The following is a 15,575-nucleotide window of genomic DNA, read 5'->3' on the forward strand; positions in this document are numbered from 1 at the left end:
GATTCCCGGCTCATAAACGGATTTTATTTGGAGACGTCCTCGCCGAAATAGGTCTCGGAGATCTTCTTGTAGGTGCCGTCAGCCTTGATCTCGGCCAGCGCCTTGTTGATCGCCGCGACCAGTTCCGGGTCGCCCTTGCGCACGATGACGCCGGAATAGTCGGCGTTGGCTTCCTGCGCGACGATCTTCACCTTGGCGTCAGGCTTGTGTTTCTTGAAATCGAAGAAGGAGAGGCTGTCGTTGATGGTGCCGTCGACGCGGCCGTTGAGCACCAACTGGATCGACTGGTCGAACCCGTCGGTGCCGACCAGTTCGGCACCGTTCTTCTCAGCGATCTTGCCGAAGTTGGAGGTCAGCGACTGCGCCGACTTCTTGCCCTTCAGATCGGCGAAGTCCTTGATTTCGGTATTGTCGTCACGGACGATCAACACAGCCTTCGAGGCGATATACGGGTCGGAGAAATCGTACTTCGCCTTGCGCGCTTCGGTGATACCGACCTGGTTGATGACAGCGTCATAACGCTTGGCATCGATGCCGGCGATCAGACCATCCCATTTGCCTTCAAGGAACTCAGCCTTGACGCCCAGCCGCTTGGCGATCTCGCGGCCGATCTCGACGTCGAAACCGACCAGCGCGCCGGATGTGTCGTGGTAGGTGAAGGGAGCATAGGTGCCTTCGGTGCCGATCTTGAAGACACCTGCCTGCTTGATCTGATCGAAGTCAGCTCCGGCATGGCCTGCGGTGACGGCCAGGACCTGCAGGGTACCGGCCAGGAGCAGCGATTTCAGCCATTTCATCTTTTTGTGATCCCGTAATGTCGGCGGACAGCAAATGTCGGCCTTTGGAGAGGTGCTGGAATGTGACAGAAGCGCGTCGCGCGAATAAGGAATGAAATTTCAAAATGAAACGAAATCAGGAATTTCATTCTTTTGACTCCGCGATTGACGGGTTCACGCGGCGTGGCGCTCGATTTTGGACGCGGATGGTCAGGGAACCATTGTCCGCATGGCACGTTTGGGGAAGTCCTTCGGACGCAGGCCTTTTTGCCGGTCCGATCAGGTTCAACGGGCAGACGGGAAAGTCGCGATGCTTCAGGATAGTGCAGGGCGTATCATGGTCCGTGCGGCGATGGCCGCTCCCTACCTGGAACGCGACCAGGAACATGATCTGGCGATTCGCTGGAAAGATGGCCACGACCAGCACGCGCTGAACCAGATCGTCGTTGCCCATATGCGGCTTGTCATCGCGATGGCCGCCAAGTTCCGCTATTTCGGCCTGCCGGTGTCCGACCTGATCCAGGAAGGGCATATCGGCCTGCTCGAAGCAGCTGCCCGTTTCGACCCGGAGCGCGAGGTCCGCTTTTCCACCTATGCGAGCTGGTGGGTGCGCGCTTCCATGCAGGACTACATCCTGCGCAACTGGTCGATCGTGCGTGGCGGTACGAGTTCGGCGCAGAAAGCCCTGTTCTTCAATCTGAGGCGCCTGCGCGCCCGTCTCGGCACAGGCACGGAATCGCTCTCCAATCAGGCTCTCTATCGGGAGGTTTCGACGGCGCTGGGTGTTTCGGAAACCGATGTCGCGATCATGGATGCGCGGCTGTCCGCGCCGGACAGCTCGCTCAACGCGCCGTTGACCGATGACGGAACGGGAGCGGAGCGGGTGGATTTCCTCGTTTCGGAAGGGCCGCTGCCCGATGAAATCGTCGGCGACACCATCGACGTCGAGCGCCGCTCCGGCTGGCTCAAACAGGCGCTGGCAGCGTTGAACGAGCGCGAACTGCGCATCATCGAGCGGCGCCGGCTGGGCGACGAAAGCGCGACGCTGGAGGAACTCGGCGAGACGCTCGGCATTTCCAAGGAGCGTGTGCGGCAGATCGAGGTGCGCGCGCTGGAGAAGCTGAAGCTCGCGCTGGTCAAGCAGAACCCGGAATTCCTCGCCGCCTGATCGTCGCAGGTCTGTCCCGCGTCAAAGCACCCGCGCGATCGCCATGGTGATGACGGTGACGGCCAGCAATCCCGCAGCCAGACGTTCGCCGCGCACCGCCTGCGCAAGGATGTCGGCGGCGTCATTGCGTGCGCGCCGCGCGCGCCCGACCAGCGCGCCCTGGACGCCGGCGGCAGCAATTGCCGCGACCGCCCCTACAGCCAGAACCTGTTCCTGCGTGCCAAAATAGCCGGTGCCGTGAAACAGATGCCAAAGCAAGGCGCCTGACAGCACAGCCATTGTGGCGGCGCCCATCTGCGGCGCGAACAACGACATGGCCAGCCCGCCGTCGCCGGTGCGCGCCAGCACGAAGGTCGAGCCGGCCCAGAACACTCCCGACATCAGGTGCAGCGCCAATGCGACCATGAAAACATATTGCATGGCGGTGTCTCCATGAAGTTCATTTTCATAAACGATAGATATCTAACTATTAGATGTCAATCTGTTAGACGCCAAGCTATTCTGTGCTAGTGTCCGGCGATGTTCGAACCTCCCGTCAGACCCATCGGCCTCGACCTTGCCCAGACGGCGAAGGTCGTCAGGCGGGCATTGGACGACGCGATGATCGCCAATGGAGGATCGTTGCCGATATGGTCCGTGCTCATCTCGGTGAAGTCGCGACAATTCGGGGATCAGCGCCAGTTGGCTGAATCGGTCGGCATCCAGGGTGCGACGTTGACGCATCACCTGAACGCCATGGAGGCGGACGGACTTCTGACGCGTCGCCGCGATCCTGCCAATCGGCGCAGGCATCTGGTCGAATTGACGCCGGGCGGCGAGGCACTGTTTCTGCGCCTGCGCGAGACGGCGGTCACCTTCGACAGGCAATTGCGGGCTGGTATCGGCCAGGATGAACTCGACCGCGCCCGGGCCCTTTTCGCGCAGCTGCGCGCCAATGTCGGCGAGGAGGCTGCGGAAGCCAGGGACGCGGCCGCAGCCGACCTGTAGGCACGGCTGTTCGCCCCAAGAGCATTTTGTAGCCAAGTGGAATCACTTGGCGTTACAAAAATGCGGCGAAAACAAAAACTTAGAGCGTTTCCGCGAAAAACGGAAACGCTCTAAGAGCAAGCGGAAACGCTCCGGGATCAGCGCTATTTGTCGGTGACGATCTTGACCTTGTCGCCGGCCGAAACCGTTGCGCCGGGTCCCATCGCGTTGAGCACGCGGAACAGATCGAGCTTGCGGTCGACGCCAATCATCTGCGCCGAGAGGGTGCCGATCGTCTCGCCTGGCCGGACGGTGGCGACGCGGATACGCAGGGGCTTCAGAGCAGCCTTTTCGGCAGCGCTCAGGACTCGGAAAGTACTGCTCACCGAGCGCGCGACGGGTTCGAGCGACGAGCCGGCGGCGGGAGCAGCCGTCAGCAGCCGGTAGACCTGGCCGTTGGCGCGAATGACGACAATATCGAACTGCCAGCCATCGGCGCGGGCCTTGGCGACTGCGGCCTCGTTGCCGTTGATCGTCTCCTGACGCACGCTGGCGTCGTCCAGGCCGGCAACCCAGCCGCTGCGGATGTAGTCGGGCAGCGTGATATCCTTGTCGATCGTCACGCCGTCGAAACGCACCGCCATGTCGCCGGGGCCGGTGGCGGTGACTGCAGCCGCCGAATTGTCGATGACGAAACCTTCCGGCACGGCGAAGGAGACGCCCAGCTTGGGATGCAGGAAGGTGTTGCCGCGCACATAACCTTCCTCGGGCGTATCGCCGTAGAGAAGGCCGTCGATGCCGGCGAGATAGGAATCACGGTCGCGTGTGCCGAAGCCAGGCTGGCCGAACATCCGCGCATGGCGCTGCGCCAGATCGATGCGCTGGGGGGTGTTCGGATGGGTAGCGAGGAAGTCGAGGCTGGCGTCCGTCGCGCCACTGACCGAGCGGAAGCCGGCATAGGAGGCCATCGATTGCAGGAAGCGGCCGGCGGCATAGGGGTCGTAACCGGCTTCGCCGACCGACTTGATGCCGATGGCGTCGGCTTCCAGTTCCTGGTTGCGCGAGAACTGGGCGAGCCTCAGCTTGCCGCGGATGAGCGCCGCCTTGGCGTTGGGATTATCGCCGAGCACGTCAGAGACGACCTTGGTGGCGAGGCCTTCCTCGGCTTCCAGTTGCTGGCGCTGCAATCCGTGATTGGCGGTGACGTGGCCCATCTCATGCGCGATCACGGCAGCGATCTCGGAGGAGTCGTTGGCGAGCGCCAGCAGACCCCGCGTGATGTAGAGATATCCGCCCGGCAGTGCGAAGGCGTTGACGTTGGGCGAATTGAGAATGGTGATGCGATAGGTCTGTGTCGGGTTGGCCGACACCACGGTGAGCCGGCCGACGATCTTGGCGACCATGCGTTCCAGCTTCGGATCGGAGTATTCGCCGCCATAGGTTGCGAGGATGCGCGGGTGCTGCGCCTTGGCGAGATCGGCAAGGCGGCCATTGGCCTGTGCATTGTCGACGGTGATCGGCCTATTCGATGGCTGGAAGCCGGATTCTTCAACCGCATTCGGCATCACCGACTGGCAGGACGCGAGCGCAAACATAGCCCCTGCCAGCGCGAGCACGCGCGCCGGGGCTTTCCTGCAGCTCATATCCAGGCCGGTCGACAGGTCGGCTTCCTTTCGTCTCCACGGGGACAATCTGCGATTGTGCCGGTCCATCTGCGGTGGACCTAGCCACACACGAAGCAGATTGGCAAGCAAGGACAATGATGCCCCCAAACCGGTTTGACCGCAAATTATGTCGGCTTCCAGGCAAGACAAATGCCTGAGTCGCAAAATCCGTTCCAGATTTCCACTGGCCAGGACCAGTTAAAATATAGCGCTGGCGCGCGTTTTTCCGACATGCGGCTAAACTGCGTTCAAGGTACCGGTGTAACGCCGGAATGCCGCGGGACCATTGGCGGAAAAGAAGTTACCCGCAACGCCGGTCGCGGCAATGGTGCCGCTTTCGACGAAAGCGACGTAGGCCGCGATGCGGCGCGCGTCTTCGGGCTGATGGGTGACGAAAAGCGTGGTCATCTTCCGCTCGGCCTGAACGGCCGCGACGAGATCCAGCATCTCTTCCCGCAATGCAGGGCCAAGCGATGCGAAGGGCTCGTCGAGCAGCAGGATCGGCCGGTCGCGGACGAGCGCGCGGGCCAGCGCGACGCGCTGACGCTCGCCGCCGGAAAGTTCGCGCGGCAGGCGCTTTTCCTTGCCAGCCAGGCCGGTGCGGGCCAGCGCATCGATGATGGCCGTGTGATCTGCAGGCGCAAGGGCGAGCGAAGGCGAAATGCCAAGGCCGACATTGCGGAACACGTCGAGGTGAGCGAACAGGTTGTTCTCCTGGAAGACCATCGAAACCGGCCGTTCGGACGGCGAAGCGTTGCTGAAATCCCTGCCGTCGATCAGGACGCGGCCGGAAAGAGGCGCTTCGAAACCCGCCACCAGATTGAGCAAGGTCGATTTGCCCGAGCCGCTCGGCCCCATCACCGCGGTGATGTCGCCAGCCGGAAATTCCACGTCGAAGGAAAGGCTGACCTCGCCATAGCTGAAGGTCGTCTTGTCCAGGCGCAGTGACACACCCTGTCGAGCCGGCTTGTCGGCTGTCATGCGGAGCGTTCCTTTCCAAGCCGGTCGGCAAGCAGAACCAGCGCAAAGCAGACCAGACCCAGCAGCAGGGCCAGCCCCGCGGCGTCGATCGTACGATAGCTGCCCATGCGGGCAAGCAGAAGATATGGCAGCGTCTGCAGGGAATCCGAGCCGAACAGCGCGATCACGCCGAGATCGCCGAGCGACAAGGCCATGGCAAAGGCAAACGCCGTGGCGAGCGGACGTCGCAGCACCGGCCAGTCGATCAACCTCAGGCGGGCCCAGCCAGCGATGCCGAGCTGCGCGCAAAGCCGCTCATGCCGTTCACCGGCCGCATCATAGGCCGGACGTATGGCGCGCAGCGCGAATGGCATCGCCATGACAGCATTCACGGCAACGACCATCACCGGGGCAATCGCGAAGGCGCTGCCTATGTGGCGCAAAGCCAGGAACCAGCCGGCACCGATGACGATGGGTGGCACGACCAGCACGAAGCCAGCTCCCGTATCGGCGGCATACTCCAGCAACGATCTGCCGCCATTTCTGCCGCGCCGAGCCGCCAGCCCGTGTCTTGCCATAACCAGGGACAAGGAGAGGACCGTCGCAAGCAGGGCCGACAGGAATGCGAGCACCGCGCTGGTAACGGTGGCCAGATGCACGGCCCGTTCACCGGCGAGGCGGGCAAGATCGGATTGCAGGCCGGCAGCGATGGTCGCCATCATTGGTCCGGCGACGAACAACAGGGCAAGCACGATGAGCATCGCGTTCAGCGCCGTCTCGGCATTGCCGGTCGACAGATACCGGCGCGGCGCGACCGAAAGACCGGCCTCGGCCATGGTGTTGGCGCCGAGGCGGGACAGCAGGACCACGACCACGAAGGTCAGCAGGACCTGCAACAGCGTCAGCGCCACCGCGCGTGCGGGGTCGAAGTCGAAACGCAGTGCCTGGTAGATGGCGACTTCCAGCGTGGTCGCGCGCGGCCCGCCGCCGAGGATCAGCACGATGGTGAACGAGGTGATGCACAGCATGAAAACGAGGCCGGCGACACCAGGCAGTGCCTGCCTGATCGCCGGCCATTCGATCAACCGGAACGCGGCGCGCACGCCCATGCCGAGCTGGCTTGCCAGTCGCCATTGGTCGGCCGGAACGGTCTGCAAGGCTTCCAGGAACAGGCGCACGCAAAGCGGCAGGTTGAAGAAGACATGGGCGACAAGGATGCCGGACAGGCCGTAGATGCCGGGCCAATCCTCGCCTGCGATCTTCGTCAGAAAAGGGGCGAAATAGCCGGCGCGACCGTACAGCGCGAGAACCCCGAGCGCGGCGACGATGGCGGGCAGCGCCAGAGGCACTGCAAACAGTTGCAGAATGAGGCTGCGGCCAAAGAAAACGGGGTGACGCGACAGCGCCCGCGCGACGAACAGTGCGGGGACGACCGACAGGAATGTCGACAGCACAGCCTGCCAAAGGGTGAAGCGGACGATCCGGAAGAGATAGGAATCGAAAGCCGCCGCCGCACCCGAGAAGTCGCCGGCGCTTTCGATGACCAGGCCAAGGAACGCGCCGCCGATCAGGACGGCGACAAAGGCCAATGCGGCCACACCCGCAGCGATGCGTCTGTCGCGCAAGACGACCGGGTGTGCGGCCTGAGACAACGGATTCGCCGTTGTTGCTATTTGCTCATCACGTCGAGCCACTCATCCACCCAGGCTTTGCGGTTCTTCGCGATCTCTTCCGGGCTGAACGCCAGGGTCTTGACCGGCTTCACCAGCCTGTCGAAGGCCGGGTCGAGCGGCTTGTCCATCTTGCCGGCCGGGAACATCCAGTTGGTTTCGGGGATAACGTCCTGGAATTTCGGGCTGGTCATGAAGGCGATGAACTTTGCCGACAGCGGGTTCTTGGCGCCGGTGGTGGTGATGCCTGCGACCTCGACCTGGAGGTAGTGGCCTTCGGAGAAGGACGCAGCCTGGTAGCGGTCGGTCTTTTCGGCGACCATATGGTAGGCAGGCGAGGTGGTGTAGGATAGCACCATGGGCGCCTCGCCCTTGGTGAACAGGCCATAAGCCTCGCTCCAGCCCGGTGTGACGGTGAGCACGCGGTTCTTCAGCTTGGCCCAGGCCTCTGGCGCCTTGTCGCCATAGACCGAGCGCACCCACAGCAGCAGGCCGAGGCCCGGCGTGGACGTGCGTGGATCCTGGATGGCGATCTTCTGCGAGGCGTCACCCTCGACCAGATCCTTGAGGCTGGCCGGCGGCGTCTTCAGCTTCTCGGTGTCATAGACGACGGCGAAATAGCCATAGTCGTAAGGAACGAAAGTGTCGTCGTTCCAGCCGCCGGGCACCTCGGCGGCCGCAGTCGTGCCGTGCGGGGCGAACAGGCCGCTTGCCCTGGCATCCGCGGTCAGATTGGTATCAAGCCCCAGCACGATATCGGCCTTCGTGGCGGTGCCCTCCAGCTTGACCCTGTTGAGCAGGGCGACGCCATCCGCGACGGAGACGAAATCGACGTCGCAGCCGCAGTCCGCCTCGAACGCTTTCTTGACCTGCGGGCCCGGGCCCCACTCGGCGGTGAAGCTTTCATAGGTATAGACAGTGAGCTTGTCTTTCGCGGTAGCCGGAAGCGTCGCGGCGGCGAAAGCGAGAACGGAAATCAGGGCAGGCAGAGTTTTGCGCATCGGCGCCTCCTTCACATCGTGACAAGGGAACTGGCGCTTTGGCTAAGCGTCTAATCCCTCCGCCGGTACAAACCGGATCAGGTTCAGCGGGTTGGCTTTTCGCCTCTCAGCCAGGTCGCGAAGCCGCGATCTGGCACCCCGTTAGAGCGGCCTGAGACATAGAGCGGGCAACGGTGGCGCGCAAGCGTTAGTTTGCCGGGACAGATCCGGTCCGGTGCAGGTTCTCACGCGCACTTCCGTTTCCGCATGGGGGCTGGTAAGGGCGACGCCCATGAGCACATTCACCCTTCTGCTTGGCGGCGAGGTCATCCGGACGCCGCGGCTCGAAGCCCAGGTCGCCGGAACGCGCGTGATTGCCGCCGACTCCGGCATCCGGCATGCGGACATGCTGGGGCTGTTGCCTGAACTGTGGGTCGGCGATTTCGATTCCGCGCCGGCGCACCTGCCGCCGCATCTGGCGCAGGTGCCGCAGGAACGCTTCCCGGCCGAGAAAGATTCCACCGACGGCGAACTTGCGGTCTCGATCGCGCTCTATCTCGGTGCCACGAAGCTGAATCTGGTGGGCGCCTTCGGCGGCGCCAGGGCCGACCATGCCTTCCTGCACCTGGCGCTGGCGCTTAGCCTGGCCGAGCAGGGGATAGACGTGCTTCTGACCAGCGGTGCACAGGAAGGTGTTCCGGTTCTGCCGGGCCACACCAAGGCCTTCGACTATGCGGACGGGACGCTGTTTTCCGTGCTCGGCTTCTCGAAACTCGCCGGGCTCACCATCAAGGGCGCAAAATGGCCGCTTAATGCGGTGGAAATGCCCTTCGGTTCGTCCCTCACCATCTCCAATGCCGTGAAAGGCAGGCTCGAAGTCGCGCTCGGCAGCGGGCGCGCGCTTTTGCTTGCCCACCCTTACCCTCTTCCCGAAAGCTGACATGGCACCGCCACTTCTCAATCTGACCGATATCAAGCTGACCTTCGGCGGAACGCCGTTGCTGGATGGCGCCGAACTCGTGGCGGCTCCCGGCGACAAAATCGCGCTGGTCGGCCGCAACGGTTCAGGCAAGTCGACACTGCTCAAGATCGCTGCCGGCATGATCGAGCCGCAGGATGGCGATGTTTTCCGTCAGCCGACGGCGACCGTGCGCTACCTGCCACAGGTTCCCGACATGGACGGTTTCGCCAATGTGCGCACCTATGTCGAAGCCGGGCTGGGGCCGGCCGACGATCCGTATCGTGCGACCTATCTGATGGAGCATCTGGGTCTCACCGGTGAGGAGCGTCCCGCCGATCTTTCCGGCGGCGAGGCACGCCGCGCTGCACTCGCCCGCGTCATGGCGCCCGAACCCGACATCCTTCTGCTCGACGAACCGACCAACCATCTCGACCTCGCGGTCATCGAATGGCTGGAAGAAGAACTGGCGCGAACTTCCTCAGCCTTGATCGTCATTTCGCACGACCGTCGTTTCCTGCAGCGCATATCGCGTGCCACGGTCTGGCTCGACCGTGGCCAGACACGACGGCTGGAAAAGGGGTTCGGCCATTTCGAGGAATGGCGCGACCAGGTCCTGGAGGAAGAAGAGCGCGAGCAGCACAAGCTTGGCCGGCAGATCGTGCGCGAGGAACATTGGCTGCGTTACGGCGTAACCGCGCGGCGCAAGCGCAACATGCGCCGGCTGGGCGAATTGCAGTCGATGCGCCAGCGTTTCCACAGTCATCGCGGCGCCGAAGGCACAGCGACGCTGGTGGCCAGCGATGCAGCCGAATCCGGCAAGCTGGTGATCGAGGCCAAGAACATCGAGAAGAGCTTCGGCGATCTCACCGTGGTGAAGGATTTTTCGACCCGCATCCAGCGCGGTGACCGCGTCGGCCTGGTCGGCGCCAACGGCGCCGGCAAGACGACGCTGCTGAAGATGCTGACCGGGGAGACGAAGCCCGATGCCGGCACGGTGCGCCTGGGCGTCAATCTCGAGATCGCCGCGCTCGACCAGAAGCGCGAGGCCGCAGATCCGGCTGAGACGTTGTCGCATTACCTGACGGACGGACGCGGCGAGAACCTCGTCATCAATGGCGAGCAGCGCCATGTCGTGTCCTACATGAAGGACTTCCTGTTCAAGCCGGAGCAGGCACGCACGCCGGTGCGCGAGCTTTCCGGCGGCGAACGGGCACGGCTGCTGCTGGCCCGTGTCCTGGCGCGGCCGGCCAATCTCCTCGTGCTGGACGAGCCGACCAACGATCTCGACATGGAGACGCTGGAACTGCTGCAGGAACTGGTCGCCGGTTTTGCCGGCACCGTCATCCTGGTCAGCCACGATCGCGATTTCCTCGACCGGACGGTCACCAGCGTGATCGCGCCTGATGGCGGCGGCCGGTGGGTGGAGTATGCTGGCGGCTATTCCGACATGCTGGCGCAGCGCGGTGGCACCAAGCTCGAAGACCGCAAGGCGCGCAACGGCCAAGCCGCAGAAGCGAAGGCTGAAAAGCCGCGCGCGGAGGCAGCGAAGGAGTCGGCCAGGAAGCTCTCCTTCAAGCAGAAGTTCGCCCTGGAGAACCTGCCGAAGAAGATCGAGGCGGTCACGGCATCGATCGCCAGGCTGGAAAACAACATTGCCGATCCGGCCTTCTATGAGCGCGATGCGGTTGGCTTCCAGAAGACGATCGCGGCCCTGGACAAGGAACGGGCGACACTGGCCGCGCTTGAGGAAGAGTGGCTGGAACTGGAAATGCTGCGCGAGGAGCTGGAAGGCTGAGGCTTAGCTTCGGCCGCACGTCGGTTATTCCCGTGATCGGTAAATCCGGCATTGATCTTGGCGGGGCGGATCGTGCTACCGTTGGCAAGCGTTGATTGGCCGACGGAGGAGGAATTTCCATGGCAGAACCGACCGGATGGCGTCACATGTCGAGCGCGCCGAAGGACGGCAGCCGTGTGCTGGTCACGGTGAGGTCATCCGAACAGGGACCGGCGGAAGTCGATGTCGCCTATTGGGCACGGGCCGACCAGTTCGGCATGGAAGGGTGGCGCGCCAATGATTCCTATCCCGGCCACATGATCGAATATGCCGACCCCGAGCTGAAATGCTGGATGCCGCTGCCGAGCGCGAATGCGAACACAAGCGCCCTGGCGGACATGCCGAGGCCGTGGGAAGGCAGCGAAGAGGAACTGTACGGCTCGGGCATCTAGCCGGTCGACGCTGCATCCGACGCAGGATTTTCCACCAATATGGACTATGCTTAACGCATCGTGTCTGAACCCCGTTTCGCGTGTAACCACATTGTTCGATATATTATGAAGTCCTTTCATAAGACTGTGACGTTGGTATAGCCTGATACCAAGTTGAGAAATCCAGTTTGTATCAAGGCGTTGCAGTCATGCGTATTCTTGGGGCTGGTTGTTGCGGGCGTGGGGAGCGATCTTTCCTCTTCTTCCGCCGTGTCGCGTCAGCGATGCTGATCGCTATCCTTGTCTTCGGAACGCTGGCGACTGTTCCCGCATTTGCTGACGAGTGTTCGTCGCTGGCGCGGCAGATCCGCAGTGGCGGCAGCGGTGGTGTCAGCCCGCAGCAGGCGCAACTGCGGCGACAACTCATCGCCATCCAGGCGCTTGAGCGGCGGCGGCAGTGTTCGGGCAGAAGTTCTGGCGGTTTCTTCGACCCCTGTGGTGATCTTGCGCGCATGCGCGCCGATGTGCTGAGGCAGATCGCGGCCGTGAGCGGAGGACGCGACACATCCGTTCTGCAGGCTCGCTATGTCGCGCTCGGCTGTGCACCGGAGCGACGCGAACGGCAGGAAGCGCGCGATTCTGCCCCGGGCCCAATGTCGATCGGCAGTGCCGCGATGCTTTATTGCGTGCGGCCCTCTGACGGCTATTTCTTCCCCGCGCCGAAATCGCAGTTCGCCAGGGATGCCGACCTCAAGGACACCACCGACCAATGCCGCTTCATCTGCGATGATCCGGGCATGGAGGTGTTCGCGCTGTCCGATCCCAGTCTGGAAACCGAAGAGATGATCTCGGTCGCCGAACGCAAACCGTACAAGGATCTGCCGACGGCGTTTCGCTACCGCGACGCCGAGGCGTTCAAGGGCTGCGACCTGCGACGCTACTACAGCCGTGTCAACGAGATGCGCGCACGCACCGTAACGCCTGGCAACATGGCAAATGCCGTGATTCCGCTTCCGACGGGCAGGCCGGTACAAGACTCTCCGGCGCTGTCAGCGACGAGTGCAATGAATGCGCCAGCGCCGCTGGCTCTGGTGGAAGAGCCTGCATCCAGCCGAGCCGTGCGCGTTGTCGGACCAGCCTTCCTGCCCGATCCCTGACGGAACAGCGTTGCAGCTTGCTGCAATTGCGTCGGGCAAGTCGGTTGCTGGTGCTTGATGTCGCCGTTATTTGGTCCCACATCGGCTAGGATGAGCGGCGAAACGCAAGAGCAAGACAGAGGTCTGATGTGGGGCTTGACCCCATCGCTGATCCTGCACGTGCTCATCATCGCGCTTCTGGTCTACGGCTCGTCGCGGCTGCCGCAGCCGCCGGCGGACGATGAACCGGTCAGTGTCGTCATGGTGCCGCCGCCCGAACAAGCGAAGCCGGTCCCGCCGCCAGAAGAAACCAAGGTCGAAAAACCGCCGGAACCGAAGGTTGAGAAACCGGTCGAGCAGAAGGTCGAAAAGCCGTCCGCGCCGCCATCGTCGATCGAGGAGTTGAAACCCGTTTTCCAATACGGAGCAAAAGACACCGGTCCGAAAAAATCGCTGGACGGGAACAGTGCGCAGGAAAGAGCGGCGTCGACGACGAAGACCGAGGACCCGATGCAGCCCGGTGTCGTGAAGGACAGCGAGAACAAATCCGCGGCCGAGCCGGATCGCCCGAAACAGGAAGACACGGCAAGCAATCGCGAAGCCGAACAGGACAAGGCGGGGGATGCGAGCTCAGCGAAATCTGACCAGCAAGAGCCCAAGGGTGCCGATACACAGGACGTCGTGACCGACGGTTCAAGCGAAATCGAGCTTCCCGTGGCTGCGGCAACGCCGCAACCCAGGCCCGCGAGAGCGCCCAAGCCGGCAAGCGCCGGCACCAGAAAGTCCAACTCGGCGGATGTGGCCATCGCCTCGTCGCCGGGCTACTCCAGCCTTCCGGGTGTCAGGCGGCTTTATTCACAAGGTGCGACGGGCGATCCGTTCGCAGGAACCTCGATGGACGGAGTGCCGCGCGATCAACGGGCCGGCAAACTTTGCGCGAGCGCCTTGCAGCAGCAGCTTGTGGACGAGGGTTATGCCGTCGGATTGCTTCCGTACCGCCGGCTCAAGTCGGGCAATGTCCTGGATGTCCCTGAAGCCACTTTTCGCACGCGAACGGCATGGTACAGGGTCAGCTTCAGATGTGAGGTCGATACCAACGCGATGCGGGTGTTGTCTTTTGTTTCCCGGACCGGAGCTCTTGTTCCACAAGCTGAATGGGCAGCCCTTGATAGGTCTGTCCGCCAATAAGATCTGTGGTGTCGAGGAATCTGGTCGAAACCACCGCGGCTCGTTCCGCGGTGGCAGTTAGGGCGTTTACGTTTTTCGCGGAAACGCTCCGACTCTTGTTTTGCGCAATTCCGGACGGAAAACCGCTACGCACTTTTCCTGGAATTGCTCTAGCCTGAGGTCTTCGCCTGCCAGGCCTTGATCGCCTCGTCGAAGACCTTGTCGCCGGGCAAGCCCTTTTCCATGGTGATCAGCGCGCGCCGTCCCGATTTGTAGACGACGGGAATGTCGATCCATTCCTGGTTGCGCAGCAGGGTGAGGTTGGCGTCCTGATCAGCCTTGGTATCGTTCAGCGCGACCAGGAAATAGCCGTCGGCGATCTTCGCCGGCACGCCGATCAGCGGGCTGCCGGCCTCCTGCTCGGACGTCTTCATGGCGATGCGCAGCACATTGTCGATGCCACCGCCTTCAAAGCCCTGCGGGGTCAGGAAGATCATCTCGATGATGTGGCTGGCCGGCAGGGTCTGGTCGGCGTTGCGGCGGATGGTCATGCGCAGCTGTACGTCCTTGGCCGGCACCGTCACCTCGGCGCGGATCGCCGGCTCAGGAGGCGCATCACCGCCGGGCGATTCCTGGACGACAGACCAGACGATGTTACCGGGCTGGGCCGATCCTTCAGCCGAGCTGGTGCGTTCCTCGTAGTAGATCGCTTTCTGGCCAACCGGAATGGCAGCCGGCTGGTTGCCTGCTTCCGGCGCAGGCGGCGTCGTTCCGGCAGGTGCCGGCGTTTCCGTACCTGCAGCGGGAGGCTGTCCTGCAGCCGGTTGCGCCTGTGCCGGTGGTGTCGCGGGTGGCGGCGTGGTCAGGGCGACGATGGAGGTACCTTCGCCGACGCTGGTGCTGCCTCCGGCGCGACCTGGATCGGTCTCCTTGCCGTCAGGCAGCAGGCGCTGCGTGAGTTTCTGCGGCTCACCATTTTCCGGCGCCGGAGCGGGGGCCGGATTTGACGCGGTGTTCGGTTGTGCCGGCGCCTGTTCCGCGGGTTTTGCCGGCGCTGCCGGCTGGCTGTCGGCGGTCTCGGTCTTGTTCAGGCCGAGCATGTCCTTGAAGGCGTCCCGGTTCAGCCAGACGCCATAGCCGCCGCCGCCGAGGATCGCGAGCGCCACGACAGCCGCAATGATACGGCCGAAGCCGCGCTTCTGTTCCGGCTCTTCGATGTCATCGAAGGTTTCATCGGCGACATCGTCTTCGATCGACGGCCCGCTGAACATGGAGTCCTGGGTCGCGCGTTCGGCTTCGCGGCGGGTGTTGGCCTCGAAGGCTTGCGCCAAAGGACGATCGGTGACCGGCGGGGTCGGTTTGCCCAGGTCGAAATCGGGCTTGGTCTCGGCCTTCGGTTTGGGCCAGACGGGCTCCAGCACCGGCTTCGAGCCGGGCAGTTCCGGTTCAGATAGCGGAGCCGGCTTGGGCTGTGGTTTCGGGTCGGGCTGACGCACCTCCGGTTGCGGCCTCTGCCAGGATGGCTGTGCGGGGCGCTCTTCCACCCGAGAGGGTGCCGGCGAAACGGGCGCGGGTGGCTGCGCGACAGGTGCCGGGGTTTCGGTTCTGGTCGCGGGCCTAGCATGGCTTTGCTGGGTCCGGTTGCGGTCGATGGACGAGAAGATGTTCTCCAGTTCCGCCAGCGGATCGAGCGGCTGCGCGGTCTTGGTGTAGTCTTTCTCGACCGAGGCAATCGCATCCTCGAGCGCCTTGCGCTGACGATCGGCAACCGCCGTGGGCGGCGGCGGATTGATCGCTGCGAGTTTGCTCTCGATGGTGGCGCGCGCCTTGTCATAGACCTTGGCGCGCACGTCCGGCGTCGTCTCGCCGAGGCCGTCGAGCGTCTTTTTCAGAACCGCAACGAAATCTGCCATGCTTCAATC

At 63.2% G+C, this 15,575-nt stretch carries 14 protein-coding genes and 1 riboswitch; of the genes, 7 read left to right on the forward strand and 7 right to left on the reverse strand.

Annotation, left to right across the window (positions count from 1 at the left end; all coding sequences use genetic code 11):
* Positions 1-23: 23 nt before the first annotated feature.
* Positions 24-797: an amino acid ABC transporter substrate-binding protein gene (locus AC3WTO_RS13225; protein ID WP_129412679.1), complete on the reverse strand. Its 774-nt coding sequence runs from the start codon at positions 795-797 to the stop codon at positions 24-26.
* 289 nt (positions 798-1,086) lie between these two features.
* Here AC3WTO_RS13225 and AC3WTO_RS13230 point away from each other — a divergent pair, with 289 nt between their 5' ends.
* Entirely contained in the window at positions 1,087-1,944 is an 858-nt protein-coding gene (locus AC3WTO_RS13230; RefSeq protein WP_492461192.1) for an RNA polymerase factor sigma-32, read from the forward strand.
* A gap of 21 nt (positions 1,945-1,965) precedes the next feature.
* Here AC3WTO_RS13230 and AC3WTO_RS13235 read toward each other — a convergent pair whose 3' ends face one another.
* Positions 1,966-2,364: a hypothetical protein gene (locus AC3WTO_RS13235; protein WP_492461193.1), complete on the reverse strand. Its 399-nt coding sequence runs from the start codon at positions 2,362-2,364 to the stop codon at positions 1,966-1,968.
* Positions 2,365-2,463: 99 nt separating this feature from the next.
* Between AC3WTO_RS13235 and AC3WTO_RS13240 the strand changes: the two genes are divergently transcribed.
* On the forward strand, positions 2,464-2,931 hold the full coding sequence (locus AC3WTO_RS13240; RefSeq protein ID WP_492461194.1) for a MarR family winged helix-turn-helix transcriptional regulator: 468 nt from the start codon (positions 2,464-2,466) through the stop codon (positions 2,929-2,931).
* 143 nt (positions 2,932-3,074) lie between these two features.
* Here the strand turns inward: AC3WTO_RS13240 and AC3WTO_RS13245 are convergent, their stop codons facing one another.
* The 4 genes from AC3WTO_RS13245 to thiB all read right to left on the reverse strand — a co-directional run bounded on the left by AC3WTO_RS13245 (position 3,075) and on the right by thiB (position 8,205).
* Entirely contained in the window at positions 3,075-4,553 is a 1,479-nt protein-coding gene (locus AC3WTO_RS13245) for a M48 family metalloprotease (RefSeq protein ID WP_492461195.1), read from the reverse strand.
* 258 nt (positions 4,554-4,811) lie between these two features.
* Positions 4,812-5,555 (reverse strand): thiamine ABC transporter ATP-binding protein, encoded by a 744-nt coding sequence (gene thiQ / locus AC3WTO_RS13250; protein WP_492461196.1) that lies wholly within the window; start codon positions 5,553-5,555, stop codon positions 4,812-4,814.
* On the reverse strand, positions 5,552-7,186 hold the full coding sequence (gene thiP / locus AC3WTO_RS13255; protein ID WP_492461197.1) for a thiamine/thiamine pyrophosphate ABC transporter permease: 1,635 nt from the start codon (positions 7,184-7,186) through the stop codon (positions 5,552-5,554). The genes thiQ and thiP overlap by 4 nt, the downstream gene beginning before the upstream one ends.
* 17 nt (positions 7,187-7,203) lie before the next feature.
* Entirely contained in the window at positions 7,204-8,205 is a 1,002-nt protein-coding gene (thiB, locus tag AC3WTO_RS13260; protein ID WP_492461198.1) for a thiamine ABC transporter substrate binding subunit, read from the reverse strand.
* Between the two features lie 37 nt (positions 8,206-8,242).
* Positions 8,243-8,356: riboswitch (TPP riboswitch) on the reverse strand.
* Positions 8,357-8,476: 120 nt separating this feature from the next.
* Between thiB and AC3WTO_RS13265 the strand changes: the two genes are divergently transcribed.
* From AC3WTO_RS13265 to AC3WTO_RS13285, 5 genes are all read left to right on the forward strand, one after another.
* Positions 8,477-9,124: a thiamine diphosphokinase gene (locus AC3WTO_RS13265; protein ID WP_492461199.1), complete on the forward strand. Its 648-nt coding sequence runs from the start codon at positions 8,477-8,479 to the stop codon at positions 9,122-9,124.
* A gap of 1 nt (position 9,125) precedes the next feature.
* Complete coding sequence (locus AC3WTO_RS13270) at positions 9,126-10,940, forward strand: ABC-F family ATP-binding cassette domain-containing protein (protein WP_492461200.1); 1,815 nt, start codon at positions 9,126-9,128, stop codon at positions 10,938-10,940.
* 119 nt (positions 10,941-11,059) lie between these two features.
* Positions 11,060-11,371, forward strand: a complete 312-nt coding sequence (locus AC3WTO_RS13275; RefSeq protein ID WP_129412689.1) for a hypothetical protein — start codon at positions 11,060-11,062, stop codon at positions 11,369-11,371.
* A gap of 263 nt (positions 11,372-11,634) precedes the next feature.
* Positions 11,635-12,507 carry a DUF2865 domain-containing protein gene (locus AC3WTO_RS13280; RefSeq protein ID WP_492461201.1) on the forward strand — a complete coding sequence of 291 codons (873 nt, stop codon included), beginning with the start codon at positions 11,635-11,637 and terminating at the stop codon, positions 12,505-12,507.
* Between the two features lie 126 nt (positions 12,508-12,633).
* Positions 12,634-13,674, forward strand: coding sequence for a DUF930 domain-containing protein (locus AC3WTO_RS13285; protein ID WP_492461539.1), 1,041 nt, complete (start codon positions 12,634-12,636; stop codon positions 13,672-13,674).
* Positions 13,675-13,823: 149 nt separating this feature from the next.
* On the opposite strand, the gene AC3WTO_RS13290 is transcribed toward AC3WTO_RS13285, so the two are convergent.
* On the reverse strand, positions 13,824-15,566 hold the full coding sequence (locus AC3WTO_RS13290; protein ID WP_492461202.1) for a hypothetical protein: 1,743 nt from the start codon (positions 15,564-15,566) through the stop codon (positions 13,824-13,826).
* Positions 15,567-15,575: the final 9 nt, after the last annotated feature.

Source organism: Mesorhizobium sp. EU05-FHT14A09 (assembly GCF_058790995.1).